A 14,179-nucleotide genomic window follows, 5' to 3' on the forward strand; every position below is an offset into this window, starting at 1 on the left:
CCTATGAGCAGTACCAAGAACCCCTGTATCAGCCTCTGCAAGTTTGACGACGACATCTGCCTGGGATGCGGTCGCAGCAAGCGGGAGATCAAGGCCTGGAAGAAACTCGACAAGGACGACAAGCGCACCGTGCTTGCCGAATCGGCCATGCGTCTGGCGAAGCTGAAGACCACCGGTCGTAAAAAGAAGAAGTGACCGGCAGATTTTCGACTAGCCTTGGATGCGCAACCGGCTGCATGAGCGTATGATTCGCGACCCTTTGGCGAATCCGCTTCGCCCAGGCTCAAAGTATTTCGCCTTGCGGCTATCCACAGCGCGCACGGCAGCAGGTCTTGCCGGTCCTCGGCAATCCCTGATTCGACACACCGGGAGGTGCCCAGATGAGTGAAAAAGACACGCAGGACAGCCAGGAAATCGGACCCGCAGGTGAAAAACTGCAGAAGGTTCTGGCACGTATTGGCGTCGGTTCGCGCCGTGACGTCGAGGCCTGGATCAGCCAGGGCCGCATCAAGGTCAATGGCCGTGACGCCACCCTTGGTCAGCGCGTAGACCTGCATGACGCCATTACCGTTGACGGCCGCGTCATCAAGCGCGAAGAGGCGGCCGAAACGGTACGCCGCGTCATCATGTACAACAAGCCGGACGGCGAGATCTGCACCCGTGACGACCCGGAAGGCCGTCCAACGGTGTTCGACCGCCTGCCGCGCCCGAAGGAAGGCCGCTGGATCAATATCGGTCGCCTGGACATCAACACCACCGGTCTGCTGATGTTCACCACCGACGGTGAGCTGGCCAACCGCCTGATGCACCCGTCTTTCGAGATGGACCGCGAATACGCGGTACGTGTCCGTGGTGAAGTCGATGACGACATGCTGTTGCGCCTCAAGAACGGCGTGATCCTTGAAGACGGTCCTGCACGTTTCACTGACATTCAGCAGGCGCCGGGCGGTGAAGGCTTCAACCACTGGTATCACTGCGTGGTGATGGAAGGCCGTAACCGTGAAGTGCGTCGTCTCTGGGAATCCCAGGGGCTGGTGGTCAGCCGTCTGAAGCGCGTTCGTTACGGGCCGGTATTTCTCAACTCGGACCTGCCGATGGGCCGCTGGCGTGAAATGAGTCAGCAGGAAGTCGATATCCTGGCTGCCGAAGTCGGCCTTACGCCTGTGGCCCAGCCGCAGATGAACGCCAAGACCAAAGACAAGCTGGAGCGTTTGCAGCGCCAGTCGTCCCGTCCATTGGGCAAGGGCGAGCGTGTGCGGACCCTGCGTCCGGCCAATGGCGCACCGGCTACCGGCGAGCGCGCACCGCGTCAGCCGCAGGTCACTGGCAGCGATCGTGATCGTCCTCGTGGCGATTCCACCCAGCGTCCGCCACGCAAGGACTCGGGTAAACCAGGTTCGCGTTCGCCGCGTCCTGCCGATAACGGCCGTGGTACGCCGGTTGCCGAGCGTCCAGGTGACGTGAGCAAGCGTCCAGCCAAGCCTTCGCCAAAGCGCGCAGGTATCAAGCTGGTCGACGATGATGCTCCATCGGGCAAGCGCCGTGGTCCACCGGCCGGTTCCGGTCAGCGTCCTGGTTTTGGGCGTCGCAAGCCGCAGTAAGTTGGCATGTAAATGAAAAAACGCCGGTTTCGACTGGCGTTTTTTTATGGCGTTCATTTAATGAATGGCCGAGGTCAGGCCTTACTTGTCGTTATTGAGCCAAGTTATTTGACGGGCATGACATGAATTATTTATGTGAATGATTCTTGTTATTGAAATCCACTGCCAAACCAACGGGAAATCAGTCGCTTGCAGTCTCTGAGAGTGATAACTGAAAAGTTGGACAACCCCTGAAAATCAGCTACTTCGGCTTTTTTCTTGAATGCCTTTCCGGTGTAAACTTGCCGCTCGCGCTCAAGTGCATTCAGGTCCCGCTAAAATGACGCAGATTTCCGAACGCTTTCTGGTACAGGCTCACCTTGATGCCAAGCAGCCCAAAGCGTTGAGTATTGAAGAACAAGCCCATTACCGCGCCGAGATCGCTGCCGAACTCAAGGCTCGGGATGCGGTGCTGGTTGCCCATTATTACTGCGACCCGGTCATCCAGGCCCTGGCTGAAGAAACCGGCGGCTGTGTGGCCGACTCTCTGGAAATGGCCCGTTTCAGCAATAACCACTCAGCCAGTACCGTGCTGGTGGCTGGCGTTCGTTTCATGGGCGAAACCGCCAAGATCCTCAATCCGGAAAAACGGGTATTCATGCCGACGCTTGAAGCCACCTGTTCTCTGGATGTCGGCTGTCCTGTCGACGAGTTTTCCGCTTTCTGCGATCAGCACCCGGACCGTACCGTGGTGGTTTACGCCAACACCTCGGCAGCGGTCAAAGCCCGTGCCGACTGGGTGGTAACTTCCGGCTGTGCCCTGGAGATCGTTGAAAGCCTGATGGATAACGGCGAGAAAATCATCTGGGCGCCGGACAAGCATCTGGGGCGTTATATCCAGCGTGAAACCGGTGCCGACATGTTGCTGTGGGACGGGGCCTGCATCGTTCACGAGGAGTTCAAGTCCAAGCAACTGCAAGACATGAAGGCGCTTTATCCGGAAGCTGCCGTGCTGGTTCATCCCGAGTCGCCTGAAGAAGTCATTGCCCTGGCCGATGCCGTGGGTTCCACCAGCCAGATGATTGCTGCTGCCCAGCGCATGCCGAACAAGACCTTTATCGTGGCCACCGACCGAGGCATCTTCTACAAGATGCAGCAGTTGTGCCCGGACAAGATATTCATCGAGGCACCAACTGCCGGTAATGGTGCCGCGTGCCGCAGTTGCGCTCATTGCCCATGGATGGCGATGAACACCCTGGAGCGTACCTTGCAGTGCCTGCGAGAGGGCGGCAACGAGATTTTCGTCGATCCTGCGCTGATCCCCCATGCTGTGCGTCCTTTGCAGCGCATGCTGGACTTTACCCAGGCGGCACGCATGAAACAGGCTGGCAATGCCTGACAGGTATTTCTGAAATGAAAATCCCGGCCATCGAGCCGGGATTTTCATGTTGCGGTGAACGATCAGTTCATCATGTCCTTGACCATTCGTTCCTGCTCGATCAAGTCCTTCTGCCGGGCATCGATGCGTGAGGCCAGCTGGAAGTTGTTGCTGGCGCGGCGTTTGGCGAACTCCAGTTGCTGAATAGCCTGTCGAAAGTCGCCGACCAGGGCGAAATATTCGGCACGGGCCTGATGCAGGCCAATGGTGTTGCCATTCAAACCGCGGGTTTCTGCCACTACGTACCAGATGTCCGGATCGTCGGATCGGGTCTTGAGCAGTGACTCCAGTGCCTTTTCAGCTTCTGCGGTACGGTTCTGCTTGAGCAGTACGTCGATTCGCACATCGTTCAGGGGATAGTTGTTCGGATACAGTGTGAGCATCCGGTCAACCCGCTGCTGGGCATCTGCCAGGCGGTTATTGGTAATGTCCAGATCGATCTGCGTCAGGTTGTAAGTGATGTCGTTGGGGGTCTTGGCCAGCAGCGGCTTGAGCTCTTCACGGGCTTCATTGAGTTGTCCGGCCTTGATCTGCGCGATTGCCAGCCCGTAGCGTGCCGAGTCGGAGTTGGGGTTTTCAACCAGTTGGGCACGGAAGCGCTTGGCGGATATGCCAGGGGTTTCTTCATAGATCAGCGCGACCCGTGCACGCATCAGTTGATAGAGAAGGCTGTCTTCCTTGCCGCCGGCCTTTGCCTGTTCGGCGCGGTTGCGGGTGTCGGCGATCCGCGATTCGCTGACCGGGTGAGTCAGCAGGAATTCCGGTGGCCTGGCATCGAACCGATACTGACGCATGAGACGCTCGAACATGGTTGGCATGTTGCGAGGGTCGTAACCGGCTTTTTCCAGGTTCAGGATGCCGATACGGTCTGCTTCCTGCTCGTTCTGGCGCGAGAAGCGGCGCTGCTCCTGGATTGCAGCGGCCTGGGAGCCGGCAATGGCTGCGATGCCTGCGTCACCGGCGCCTGCTGCGGCCATGACGATACCGGCCAGCATGGCCGCCATTACGGGGACCTGCATGCGCTGCTGGGCTTCGACGCCACGGGCGAAGTGGCGCTGTGACAGGTGAGCTAGTTCGTGGGCCATGACCGAGGCGTATTCGCCTTCGGTCTGGGCGTTGAGAAACAGCCCGCCGTTGACTCCGATGATCCCGCCGGGAGCGGCGAAGGCGTTCAGTTGTGGGCTGTTGATGAGGATGAACTCAAGGCGCCGGTCCTGGACCTGGCTGGTTTCTGCGAGACGATAGACCGAGGTTTCGACGAAATCCTTGAGCTGCGGGTCGGACAGTTGGCCCACCTGGGCGCGCAGCATGCCCAGCCAGGCACGGCCCAACTGGTGTTCCTGTTCGGGCGAAACGATGGAAGAGCTGGCGTCGCCCAGGGACGGTAAGTCATCAGCCATGCTCGGTGTGGCGAACAGGCAGGCAAGCGTGAGCAGTGTAGGACGCAAAAAATTCATGCACGAGGCTCTGAGCTGGAGAACCCTTACTGTAGCTGGCTCAATGGCGTGCTGACCAGAGTGAGGTATTCTTGCCGTCCTGTCTGAAATGTCCGCATGTGTTTTTTCGAGTACTTTTCAATTCAATGTGTCCGCCTGGAGAGAAACGATGTCTGACGCTGTAATGCGGCCCGAAGCCTGTGATGCAGAACTCGATGCCTGTGGCCTCAATTGCCCGTTGCCGTTGCTCAAGGCCAAGATGGAGCTCAACCGTCTGCCCAGTGGCGCGGTATTGAAAGTGACGGCGACCGATGCGGGATCGCAGCGTGACTTCAGAACCTTTGCCAAACTGGCAGGGCATGTGTTGCTGCATGAAGAGGCCAATGACGGCATCTACAGCTATTGGTTGCGCAAGGCGTAAATCATTGCCCGTTTTTCTCCTAAAAAGGATGTTTGATGTTCAAGGTGCTTCGCAATTGGGTGCAGCTTTATTTTTCCGATGAGGAAGCGGTTGTACTGGCGGTCTTGCTGTTTCTGGCGTTCACCATCGTCCTGACTCTGGGGGGCATGCTGGCTCCTGTTCTTGCCGGGTTGGTTCTGGCCTTCCTGATGCAGGGCGTGGTCAACTTTCTGGAGCGCCTGCGCATGCCGGAAGTGGGGGCGGTCGGTCTGGTATTCACCCTGTTCATGGGGGTGTTGCTGGTTTTCCTGCTGGTGCTGGTCCCGCTGCTCTGGCATCAGTTGATCACCTTGTTCAACGAGCTGCCGGGCATGCTCGCCAAATGGCAGTCACTCCTGCTGTTGCTGCCGGAGCGTTACCCGCATCTGGTTTCGGACGTGCAAGTGCTGCAAGCCATCGAAGCGGCTCGTGGCGAAATCGGCAAGATCGGCCAACTGGCGCTGACGTTCTCCCTGTCCAGCCTGCCTTTGCTGGTCAATCTCATGATCTATCTGGTGCTGGTGCCTATCCTGGTGTTCTTTTTCCTCAAGGACCGACAGATGATCGGTCGTTGGGTGCGCGGCTACCTGCCTCGTGAGCGGGCATTGCTGACTCGGGTTGCCGAGGAAATGAACCGCCAGATCGCCAACTACATTCGCGGCAAGGTCATCGAGATATTTATCTGCGGCGGTGTGACCTACGTGGCGTTCGTGGCGCTGGGCCTCAATTACGCCGCGCTGCTGGCGATGCTGGTGGGCGTGTCGGTTGTAGTGCCTTATGTGGGGGCTGTCGTGGTGACGGTGCCGGTGGCACTGATTGGCCTGTTTCAGTGGGGTTGGGGCGATCAGTTCATCTATCTGATGATGGTACACGGCATCATTCAGGCGCTGGATGGCAACGTGCTGGTGCCGCTGTTGTTCTCGGAGGCCGTCAATCTGCATCCGGTGGCGATCATCTGCGCAGTGCTGCTGTTTGGCGGGCTGTGGGGGTTCTGGGGGATATTCTTCGCGATTCCGCTGGCGACCCTGTTCAAGGCCGTTCTCGACGCCTGGCCGCGCAATGAGCCGAGCGTAGCGCCGATGTTGTAGCGCTTGCTGTGGCGCATTGCGCGCCGCAGCAAGGTGGCCGGATGATCAGGCCTTGTTCAGGGCCTGAGCTTCTGCCAGTACTTCGTCCACGTGGCCCGGGACTTTCACGCCACGCCATTCCTTGCGCAGTACGCCGTTCTTGTCGATCAGGAAGGTGCTGCGATCAACGCCCAGATATTCCTTGCCATACAGCTTCTTGAGCTTGATGACGTCGAACAGCTGGCACAGGGCTTCGTCCTTGTCCGAGATCAGCTCGAACGGGAACTCCTGTTTGGCCTTGAAGTTCTCGTGGGTCTTGAGGCTGTCGCGCGATACGCCGAAGACCACGGTATTGGCCGCCTGGAACTGCGCAATGCTGTCACGGAAGTTCTGACCTTCGGTGGTGCAGCCCGGCGTATTGTCCTTGGGGTAGAAATAAATGACGACCTGCTGGCCCTTTAGCCCGGAAAGGCTGACAGCCTGCCCGCTGGTGGCGGGCGCCTGGAAATCGGGAACGGATTGATCTACTGCAACTGCCATGAGAACTCCTTACATGGGGGCTTGCGGGCGCCATGGTTCGATCAGCGCATCGAGGTTCAGTGCGTCGGCGAAGTCCAGGAACTGGTCGCGTAACCAGCTGATCTGCGTACCTGCCGGCAGCGTGACCGTGAAAGTGGCGTTGAGCATGGTGCCGCCGGTCTGCGGTGCCTGGTAGGTATCGCAGATCAGGTTTTCCAGCTCGACGTTGTGGTCGATGAAGAACTGGCACAGTTCATTGATGATGTCCGGGCGATAGGCCGAGCTGACGTAAGCCACGTACGGCAAGGCTTCCGGGCGGCTCTCAAGCGTGGCGCTGCGCACGACACTGATAGTGAAGGCGTGCTTTTTCGACAGCCCCGGCAGGCCTGTCTCAAGACGGGCCAGGGCATCCCAGCTACCAGAGACCTGAAGGATCAGCGCGCTGCATTCACCGTGGCGGGTCAGGCGTGAGCTGACGACCGAGCAGCGGTTTTCATGGCTGGCGCGGCACAGGACGTTGGTCAGCTCCATAGGGTTTGCGCCAAGGGCACTGATAACAAGGAATTGTTCGCGAACTGTGGGGGTGGACGACATGCAGCATTCCTAAACGATGAGCGGTCGGTACTTTTTGGGCTCTGCCGGGCTGTTTCGACGATCGTGACTGCAAGACACCAACCCGGGCTGCGTCGTCGTACGCCTGCATGGCATGGCCATGGTAGGGCTGCAACGCGCTGGCGCAAGGGGGTTGGCGGCAAAAAACGATCGATTGAACGTGGTGCGCAGATGACCAGTACCGATCAAAGGACGAAGGGTAGCGAAAACCATCGCTCAGGGGAATGCTCACAGTGCGGTACTTCGCTTGTACAAGGCTGATGGCGCCAGTACCATTACGGCTCTCTTTTTCCGGCAGGAGCGGTTGCATGATTGCGGGCAGTATGGTGGCACTGGTCACACCTATGGATGCACAAGGTCGTCTGGACTGGGACAGCCTGAGCAAACTGGTGGACTTCCACTTGCAAGAGGGCACCAACGCCATTGTTGCCGTCGGCACTACAGGTGAGTCGGCGACACTCGATGTGAGCGAACACATCGAAGTCATTCGTCGTGTGGTCACTCAGGTTGCAGGGCGTATCCCTGTCATTGCAGGTACTGGTGCGAACTCCACGCGCGAAGCCGTCGAACTGACGACCAACGCCAAGACCGCAGGCGCCGATGCATGCCTGCTGGTAACGCCTTACTACAACAAGCCTACGCAAGAAGGCCTGTTCCAGCATTTCAGCCACATCGCCAAGGCAGTCGACATCCCGCAGATCCTCTACAACGTGCCTGGGCGTACAGCTTGTGACATGTTGCCCGAGACTGTCGTGCGCCTGTCGAAGGTCCAGAACATCATCGGCATCAAGGAAGCCACGGGTAACCTGCAACGCGCCAAGGACATCCTTGCAGGCGTCAGCAGCGATTTCCTGCTGTACTCCGGCGATGACGCCACGGCCGTTGAGCTGATGCTGCTGGGCGGCAAGGGCAACATTTCCGTGACCGCCAACATCGCTCCGCGCGCCATGAGCGAGCTGTGTGCTGCCGCGATGCGTGGCGATGCCGAAACGGCACGGGCCATCCATGAAAAGCTCATGCCGGTCAATAACACCCTGTTTATCGAATCCAACCCTATTCCCGTGAAATGGGCTCTGCATGAAATGGGTCTGATGCCGGACGGTATCCGTCTGCCACTCACCTGGCTCAGCGAAGCCTGTCACGAACCGCTGCGTCAGGCCATGCGCCAGTCCGGCGTATTGGTTTAATTGAGGAAGCATTACGCAATGAAGCGACTGGCCGGACTTTCCGCACTAGCCTTGATTATCTCCAGCACCAGTGGTTGCGGTTGGCTGTGGGGGCAAGATGGTTACTTCCGTGATCGCGGTAGCGATTATCTGGAAGCATCCCAGACAGCACCGATGCAGGTGCCTGCCGACATCTCCAGCGCCAAGCGTCTGGACCCTCTGCTGCCGATTCCTCGTAATGTGGCTGACAGCACCGTGAAGGGCGAGTACAAGGTGCCTCGTCCGCTGCCTCTGTCGGTAGCCTCCGAATCAAGCGATTTCAGCTTGCAGAAGAGCGGCGATAACCACTGGGTTCTGGCTCAGCGTCCACCTGCCGAAGTCTGGCCGGTGGCGCATCAGTACTTTGAAGACAACGGTTTCCGTATCGCTGAAGAGCGTCCGCAGACCGGTGAATTCAGCACCACCTGGCAGCGTCTGGACGAGCTGTCCGCGTCGGTTGCCAAGCGCCTGACGGCCAGTGGTGTATCGGCCGGTTCCGAAACCCGCGTGCGGGTTCGTATCGAGCCGGGTGTGCAGCGCAATACCAGTGAAGTCTATGTGGTCAGCGTCGAGCGTCCGGCTGGCAGCACTGCCGATGTCGGTTTCCCGCCCCGCACCACCAATATCGGTCTCGATGCCGCACTGACCGACGATCTGCTGGCCAGCATGAGCCGTAACGCCGAGAAGGGTGGTTCCGTATCCCTCGTGGCCGCACGTGACTACGATACGCCGAGCCGTGTAGCGCTGAGTGAAGATGGCAGCGGTAACCCGGTCCTGAGCGTGGGTGCCGATCTGGATCGCGCATGGTCGAGTGTCGGTCGTGCTCTGGATCAGGGCGAATGGCGCGTTGAAGACATCAACCGCAGCCTCGGCCTGTACTACATCAACCTGGCAGAAAAGGCGAATACGCCTGCGAACGAGCCTGGTTTCTTCGGTCGCCTGTTTGGCAGCAAGTCCAGCAAGGAAGAAATCGAAGCCCGTGCCGAGCGCTATCAGGTCCGCCTGAGCAAGGTGGGTGACAGCGTGCAGGTTACTGTCGAGAAAAACATCAATACCGTTGCGCCGGCCGACGTCGCTCGCAGGGTCTTGAGTGTCATTCAAGACAACCTGGGTTAAGTGCGTTTCGCTGTACTGGGCAGCGGCAGCCGTGGCAACGGCACGCTGGTCGCAAGCAACGATACGTACGTGTTGGTCGATTGCGGTTTCTCCCTGCGGGAAACCGAACGGCGTCTGGCGCGACTGGGAGTCAGCGCCAGACAGTTGAGTGCCATTCTGGTGACCCACGAACATGCAGATCATGTGCATGGCGTGGGTTTGCTGTCTCGGCAGTACAATGTGCCGGTCTATCTCAGTCGCGGGACCTTGCGCGGGATGCGCAAGCCGGTCGAAGCCGCCGGGGTGGTGGAGGGTGGTCAAAAGCTGCAGGTGGGGTCGCTGGGCATCGATGTGGTGTCTGTCTCTCACGATGCGCTGGAGCCTACCCAGTTCGTCTTCAATGACGGGCGCCGACGCTTTGGCCTGCTGACCGACCTTGGGTCTTACTGCCCGAAAGTGCTGCAAAGCTATCATGGCCTGGATGCCTTGATGATTGAAGCCAACCACTGCCGCGACATGCTTGCCCGAGGCCGTTACCCGGTCTTTCTCAAGCAGCGGGTGGGAGGCGAAACGGGACATCTGAACAATCATCAGGCTGCAAACCTGGTGAGCGAACTGGGGTGGAGGGATTTGCAGCATCTGGTGCTGGCCCATCTCAGCAGCAAGAACAACCTGCCGTATCTGGCCCGGCAATGTTTTGCCGACACTCTGGGGTGTGACCCGGACTGGCTGGAGCTGGCCGATCAAGATTCAGGGCTCGACTGGCGACATATCGCCTAGCCCAACTACTTAGCAAGCGGAGCCCATCATGGAAAAACGTGAAGAACTCTACCGCGGCAAAGCCAAGTCGGTTTACAAGACCGACGACGCTGACCGCTTGATCCTGCTGTTCCGTAACGACACCTCGGCGTTCGACGGCAAGCGCATCGAACAACTGGACCGTAAGGGCATGGTGAACAACAAGTTCAACGCCTTCATCATGCAGAAGCTGGAAGAGGCGGGCGTTCCGACTCAATTCGACAAGCTGCTGGGCGACAACGAGTGCCTGGTCAAGAAGCTGGACATGATCCCGGTCGAATGCGTCGTGCGTAACTACGCCGCTGGCAGCCTGGTCAAGCGCCTGGGCATTGAAGAAGGCACCAAACTCGATCCGTACACTTTCGAGCTGTTCCTCAAGGACGACGCCAAGGGCGACCCGTTCATCAACGAATCCCACGTCGTGGCATTCGGCTGGGGTACTGCCGAGCAACTGGTCCGCATGAAAGAGCTGTCGCTCAAGGTCAACGAAGTCCTCAGCAAGCTGTTCGACGACGCAGGCCTGCTGCTGGTCGACTTCAAGCTCGAGTTCGGCGTATTCCACGGCGAGATCGTCCTGGGCGACGAATTCAGCCCTGACGGCTGCCGCCTGTGGGATAAAGACACTCGCAAGAAGATGGACAAGGACCGCTTCCGCCAGGGCCTGGGTGACGTCATCGAAGCCTACGAAGAAGTCGCAAACCGCCTGGGCGTCCCGCTTTAAGGCAAAAGTTACGCAAGCGCTTGATAGCACGAAAAAAATTAGCGTAAAGGGCTTCGCCTTACGCGCCGATGCTGTTATCATGCGCGCCGTTGGAGAGATGCCAGAGTGGCCGAATGGGACGGATTCGAAATCCGTTGTACCTTCACCGGTACCTAGGGTTCGAATCCCTATCTCTCCGCCATTACATTGAAAAGCCCCGTAGATTCTGTCTACGGGGCTTTTCTGTTTTCTGGGGTGCGCTTCACGGATCTTCAAGAAATCCCGCCTCCGCCCGCCCGCTCCTTTACTTTTAAGAAGAAGCAATAGCCAAATTTGCGCATGATTTTGATAAGCTATTTTTGAAATTACCCGAAAAATTTGATGAGAACATCGAAAGGCTCAGAGGTAAGACTCTCGGCTGTCACTGTAAACCTTCGGCTTATCATAGTGACGCGATCACCAATTATCTCAATTCCAAGGCGATGGAAAGTGATATTTGGATTCACTGACGGATACAGAGTTAAATAATAAATGGAATGAAGGAGGTGTATGAATATTGTCAGGGGATTTCTTACGACGATCAGGAATAGCGATCAAGCTCTAGATCTGGGTAAAGATCTAGGGGAGGTTGCCATTGATGCTGTTCTGTCTGGAAAATTTGGTGTTGATGGAGTGTTAAAAGATATTCCGATCTTGAATGTAGCGGTCAGTCTCTATAAAGCTGGAAATAATGTAGCAGCTTATTTTTTTGCCAAAAAGATGTTGGCTTTTCTTCTTGAGGTAGATAGTGTTCCCGTAGCAACACGAGATGAGTTTTTAGATAAAAACTGTGCAGATGAGGAGGGGGTCGAAAGCGTTGGTGAGGTCACTCTGATGATTCTAGATAAACTCGATTATCCATGTCTTGCAAAAATGTTAGGAAGAACGTTTGCGCTTTTAATGCGGGGTGATATAAGTAGAGATGAGTTTGATTTATATTGTCATGTTGTAAGGGTGATGAATCCTTATGTTTTACGGCAGATGAAGCGGTTTTACGAGGCTCAAGATATAGATATTAGTCTTTCGGTAGCAAGGCTATTAGAGGGTTATGGTCTCATTGAGGTAGAAGTTGATGAGCTTTCTCCTAATTTATCATTTAGTCAGAATTTTAAGTTTGGGCGGAACAGCTTTGGGAAAGAGTTTTATGATCGAGTAATTATAGGTAGCCCTTCTTATTGAGTGGCGGTTGTGCAAAGTGCTTTTGTAGTGAGCCGAATTTTTATCAAGGTAATAAATAAGGTTTTTTCTGAGATATGCATGAGATTTATAATCTGCTGACATGTTATGGGCGTAGCCATGCATTTTAAGAACAATTCTTTGTCACAGCTTGCATTTAAATATCGGAGTGGTGATGAAAATACGCTTTCACGAGATCTTCAGTCACTACGAGATGCAACTTTCTACGCTGCTCCGCGAGATTGTCTGAATGACCCATTCGAGGGACGCTTTGATCGAACGGTCCTGGACGGCAGGTTAGCTGGGCTGAGCGCTCTAGGCTCTAAATTTATTCCAAGTGTGATGGCGTCCTTCGATGCTGTTTCGCTGGCGGCAAACGAGCTATTGGGATATGTGGACAAGAGTGGGGTTTTTTCGCTTAGCTACAATCCGCTTAATGAGCTGATTTGGTCGCACTATGGCGGTTCTCATCAAGGATTTTGCGTTGGTTACGATCTAAAAAAGTTACTGGAGTTCGATCCGCAGCTTCACTATTGCATAGACGTGAGTTACGGTGATTCTGCGCCTCAAATTGACTTCGACGATTTGATAGATCAAGACTCGCCAGAAAAATTATTACAGAAAATATTAGGTGTCAAATCGAACCCATGGAGCTATGAGCAAGAAGTGCGTGTTGTCACTACTCCGCATGGCATGCACGAACATGATTTCAGAGCGATCCAAAGCGTTTATTTTGGCCTGCGGTGTCCTGAGACTACTAGATTATCTGTTATGGAGACGCTTGCTGGTAGAAGTATCGACTATCAACAGGTAGTTAGTCCTCCTGCATCTTATAGGTTGGAGTCGCTCTCGATTCCAGATGCTTTCCCTTTTGCGCCCAAGTACAAACAAAACCTAGCTCCTATCCTTGATGGTGCAATCTCTCCTGAATATCTCAAACCTGAACTCAAAGCACACCAAAAATATCTCTACCTGGCCGCAGAAATTGTTAGGCGCGAGCCCTACTGTATGGAGGTGCAGTTAGTTGATTTTAGTGGGGCGAAGAGTACACCGGATAGTCCTGTAATATTTGTTCAGTATCTACGCAGTCCGAATAAATGGGTAAATCATTATCTATCTCTTTCTGAAATCGATTCTCAGTCCCTAAATATTAAATAATTAACTGTGTTTTTCCTGGAAAACAAGGCCTTGTCTTGTGTTTAGCCATGAGGCTTCTGTGTATTGATGTTTGAGAGGCGAGGGATGGTCCGCACATCAGCACCCGTTCACAATCCCAGAAAAATCCCGCCCACCCACCGCTCCTTTACTTTTTTTCAGCTAAGGTGTGGTAGAGCCAAATCTCACGTTTTGTGGTGCAAGGAGCTATCAGATGTCGGACGTAAACCAGGCGCAATCGCAACCGTCTCCCAGCCAAAGTCATGATGATGTAATCGCCCAATTCAAGTGGCAGGGCAAGCAGATCGACTGGCTGCTTCAGTGGCTTGTCAAATTCGTTGCAAACACCAAGGTGGAGTTGGGGATTACCCTGTCGGTAGGCGGGAATCTCGTTTCCGGCCATCTGATTTCCCACGATGCCTACTTTGAGCAACTGGCCGCAGATATCTCTGCACCTTTCACCCAGTTCAATAATGGTACTGACGAGTCGATGAAGGAGATGATCCTGTCGTTCAAGCCGGGTGAGTCCAATGAAGATACTCCAGCGTTCCACTTCATCCATCTGAAGGACTGCAGAACGTACTCGACCGATGAAAGCCCTATCTGCGATGCGGGTGTGCTGTGGCGCGGCAGGATTGCCGCTGTCGATGGCTTCACCATCGGGCTCATTGCGCGAAAGTGACCCACTGAAATGCAGAATGGCCCTGGTATTTCCGGGGCTTTTTGTTTGGAGCTGACTGAATCAGCATGGGGACTATTTCTTCTTGTGCACCCGTGAATCATGCCCTTTGCGGGTCAGAAAGCGAGGTCTGTTTTTTACATTGAGACATCATTTGGCCATGTTTTGCGCGACAAAATGCCGCAACCGGCTCTATCGCAGGTAATATGGGCCATTCGATTTTTATGCCCGGAATGGCCTG

General features: G+C 55.7%; 16 protein-coding genes and 1 tRNA gene. 14 read left to right on the top strand and 3 right to left on the bottom strand.

Features of this window, described 5'->3' with window-relative positions:
- Window positions 1-3 precede the first annotated feature (3 nt).
- The 3 genes from Q6A51_RS07435 to nadA all read left to right on the top strand — a co-directional run bounded on the left by Q6A51_RS07435 (window position 4) and on the right by nadA (window position 2,979).
- Window positions 4-195 (top strand): DUF1289 domain-containing protein, encoded by a 192-nt coding sequence (locus Q6A51_RS07435; protein WP_200999859.1) that lies wholly within the window; start codon window positions 4-6, stop codon window positions 193-195.
- A 185-nt stretch (window positions 196-380) separates the two neighbouring features.
- On the top strand, window positions 381-1,601 hold the full coding sequence (rluB, locus tag Q6A51_RS07440; protein ID WP_200999858.1) for a 23S rRNA pseudouridine(2605) synthase RluB: 1,221 nt from the start codon (window positions 381-383) through the stop codon (window positions 1,599-1,601).
- Window positions 1,602-1,920: 319 nt separating this feature from the next.
- Window positions 1,921-2,979: a quinolinate synthase NadA gene (nadA, locus tag Q6A51_RS07445; RefSeq protein ID WP_200999857.1), complete on the top strand. Its 1,059-nt coding sequence runs from the start codon at window positions 1,921-1,923 to the stop codon at window positions 2,977-2,979.
- Between the two features lie 62 nt (window positions 2,980-3,041).
- On the opposite strand, the gene Q6A51_RS07450 is transcribed toward nadA, so the two are convergent.
- Window positions 3,042-4,475, bottom strand: a complete 1,434-nt coding sequence (locus tag Q6A51_RS07450) for a M48 family metalloprotease (RefSeq protein ID WP_304574452.1) — start codon at window positions 4,473-4,475, stop codon at window positions 3,042-3,044.
- 148 nt (window positions 4,476-4,623) lie between these two features.
- On the opposite strand from Q6A51_RS07450, the gene Q6A51_RS07455 reads away from it, so the two are divergent.
- A complete protein-coding gene (locus Q6A51_RS07455) occupies window positions 4,624-4,875 on the top strand; it encodes a sulfurtransferase TusA family protein (protein WP_201019342.1) in 252 nt (83 codons plus the stop codon).
- 35 nt (window positions 4,876-4,910) lie between these two features.
- Complete coding sequence (locus Q6A51_RS07460) at window positions 4,911-5,981, top strand: AI-2E family transporter (protein ID WP_200999854.1); 1,071 nt, start codon at window positions 4,911-4,913, stop codon at window positions 5,979-5,981.
- A 45-nt stretch (window positions 5,982-6,026) separates the two neighbouring features.
- Here the strand turns inward: Q6A51_RS07460 and Q6A51_RS07465 are convergent, their stop codons facing one another.
- Together Q6A51_RS07465 and Q6A51_RS07470 are read right to left on the bottom strand one after the other, a co-directional pair.
- The gene (locus Q6A51_RS07465; protein ID WP_304574454.1) at window positions 6,027-6,500 is read right to left on the bottom strand and encodes a peroxiredoxin; all 474 of its coding nucleotides are present in this window, start codon (window positions 6,498-6,500) and stop codon (window positions 6,027-6,029) included.
- Window positions 6,501-6,509: 9 nt separating this feature from the next.
- Window positions 6,510-7,073, bottom strand: a complete 564-nt coding sequence (locus Q6A51_RS07470) for a glycine cleavage system transcriptional repressor (RefSeq protein ID WP_200999852.1) — start codon at window positions 7,071-7,073, stop codon at window positions 6,510-6,512.
- Window positions 7,074-7,399: 326 nt separating this feature from the next.
- On the opposite strand from Q6A51_RS07470, the gene dapA reads away from it, so the two are divergent.
- From dapA to gvpU, 9 genes are all read left to right on the top strand, one after another.
- Window positions 7,400-8,278: a 4-hydroxy-tetrahydrodipicolinate synthase gene (dapA, locus tag Q6A51_RS07475; protein WP_095067464.1), complete on the top strand. Its 879-nt coding sequence runs from the start codon at window positions 7,400-7,402 to the stop codon at window positions 8,276-8,278.
- Window positions 8,279-8,296: 18 nt separating this feature from the next.
- Window positions 8,297-9,412 (top strand): outer membrane protein assembly factor BamC, encoded by a 1,116-nt coding sequence (gene bamC, locus Q6A51_RS07480; protein WP_304574455.1) that lies wholly within the window; start codon window positions 8,297-8,299, stop codon window positions 9,410-9,412.
- Entirely contained in the window at window positions 9,413-10,171 is a 759-nt protein-coding gene (locus tag Q6A51_RS07485) for an MBL fold metallo-hydrolase (RefSeq protein WP_122320391.1), read from the top strand. It begins immediately after the preceding gene.
- Between the two features lie 28 nt (window positions 10,172-10,199).
- Window positions 10,200-10,910: a phosphoribosylaminoimidazolesuccinocarboxamide synthase gene (gene purC, locus Q6A51_RS07490; protein ID WP_122320392.1), complete on the top strand. Its 711-nt coding sequence runs from the start codon at window positions 10,200-10,202 to the stop codon at window positions 10,908-10,910.
- Window positions 10,911-11,001: 91 nt separating this feature from the next.
- Window positions 11,002-11,091, top strand: a tRNA-Ser gene (locus Q6A51_RS07495).
- A gap of 121 nt (window positions 11,092-11,212) precedes the next feature.
- Window positions 11,213-11,398, top strand: a complete 186-nt coding sequence (locus tag Q6A51_RS07500; protein ID WP_304574524.1) for a DUF4326 domain-containing protein — start codon at window positions 11,213-11,215, stop codon at window positions 11,396-11,398.
- A 40-nt stretch (window positions 11,399-11,438) separates the two neighbouring features.
- Window positions 11,439-12,107, top strand: a complete 669-nt coding sequence (locus tag Q6A51_RS07505) for a hypothetical protein (protein ID WP_304574456.1) — start codon at window positions 11,439-11,441, stop codon at window positions 12,105-12,107.
- A 117-nt stretch (window positions 12,108-12,224) separates the two neighbouring features.
- Window positions 12,225-13,262 (top strand): DUF2971 domain-containing protein, encoded by a 1,038-nt coding sequence (locus Q6A51_RS07510; RefSeq protein WP_304574457.1) that lies wholly within the window; start codon window positions 12,225-12,227, stop codon window positions 13,260-13,262.
- A gap of 211 nt (window positions 13,263-13,473) precedes the next feature.
- On the top strand, window positions 13,474-13,941 hold the full coding sequence (gene gvpU / locus Q6A51_RS07515; RefSeq protein ID WP_263964087.1) for a gas vesicle accessory protein GvpU: 468 nt from the start codon (window positions 13,474-13,476) through the stop codon (window positions 13,939-13,941).
- Window positions 13,942-14,179 lie beyond the last annotated feature (238 nt).

The sequence above is a fragment of the Pseudomonas serbiensis genome (genome assembly GCF_030580745.1).
Lineage (GTDB): Bacteria > Pseudomonadota > Gammaproteobacteria > Pseudomonadales > Pseudomonadaceae > Aquipseudomonas > Aquipseudomonas serbiensis.

Excerpts from the sequence above, each read along its gene's own strand:
- Q6A51_RS07435 (WP_200999859.1), top strand. The coding sequence starts at position 4 with ATGAGCAGTACCAAGAACCCCTGTATCAGCCTCTGCAAGTTTGACGAC.
- rluB (WP_200999858.1), top strand. The coding sequence starts at position 381 with ATGAGTGAAAAAGACACGCAGGACAGCCAGGAAATCGGACCCGCAGGT.
- nadA (WP_200999857.1), top strand. The coding sequence starts at position 1,921 with ATGACGCAGATTTCCGAACGCTTTCTGGTACAGGCTCACCTTGATGCC.
- Q6A51_RS07450 (WP_304574452.1), bottom strand. The coding sequence starts at position 4,475 with ATGAATTTTTTGCGTCCTACACTGCTCACGCTTGCCTGCCTGTTCGCC.
- Q6A51_RS07455 (WP_201019342.1), top strand. The coding sequence starts at position 4,624 with ATGTCTGACGCTGTAATGCGGCCCGAAGCCTGTGATGCAGAACTCGAT.
- Q6A51_RS07460 (WP_200999854.1), top strand. The coding sequence starts at position 4,911 with ATGTTCAAGGTGCTTCGCAATTGGGTGCAGCTTTATTTTTCCGATGAG.
- Q6A51_RS07465 (WP_304574454.1), bottom strand. The coding sequence starts at position 6,500 with ATGGCAGTTGCAGTAGATCAATCCGTTCCCGATTTCCAGGCGCCCGCC.
- Q6A51_RS07470 (WP_200999852.1), bottom strand. The coding sequence starts at position 7,073 with ATGTCGTCCACCCCCACAGTTCGCGAACAATTCCTTGTTATCAGTGCC.
- dapA (WP_095067464.1), top strand. The coding sequence starts at position 7,400 with ATGATTGCGGGCAGTATGGTGGCACTGGTCACACCTATGGATGCACAA.
- bamC (WP_304574455.1), top strand. The coding sequence starts at position 8,297 with ATGAAGCGACTGGCCGGACTTTCCGCACTAGCCTTGATTATCTCCAGC.
- purC (WP_122320392.1), top strand. The coding sequence starts at position 10,200 with ATGGAAAAACGTGAAGAACTCTACCGCGGCAAAGCCAAGTCGGTTTAC.
- Q6A51_RS07505 (WP_304574456.1), top strand. The coding sequence starts at position 11,439 with ATGAATATTGTCAGGGGATTTCTTACGACGATCAGGAATAGCGATCAA.
- Q6A51_RS07510 (WP_304574457.1), top strand. The coding sequence starts at position 12,225 with ATGCATTTTAAGAACAATTCTTTGTCACAGCTTGCATTTAAATATCGG.
- gvpU (WP_263964087.1), top strand. The coding sequence starts at position 13,474 with ATGTCGGACGTAAACCAGGCGCAATCGCAACCGTCTCCCAGCCAAAGT.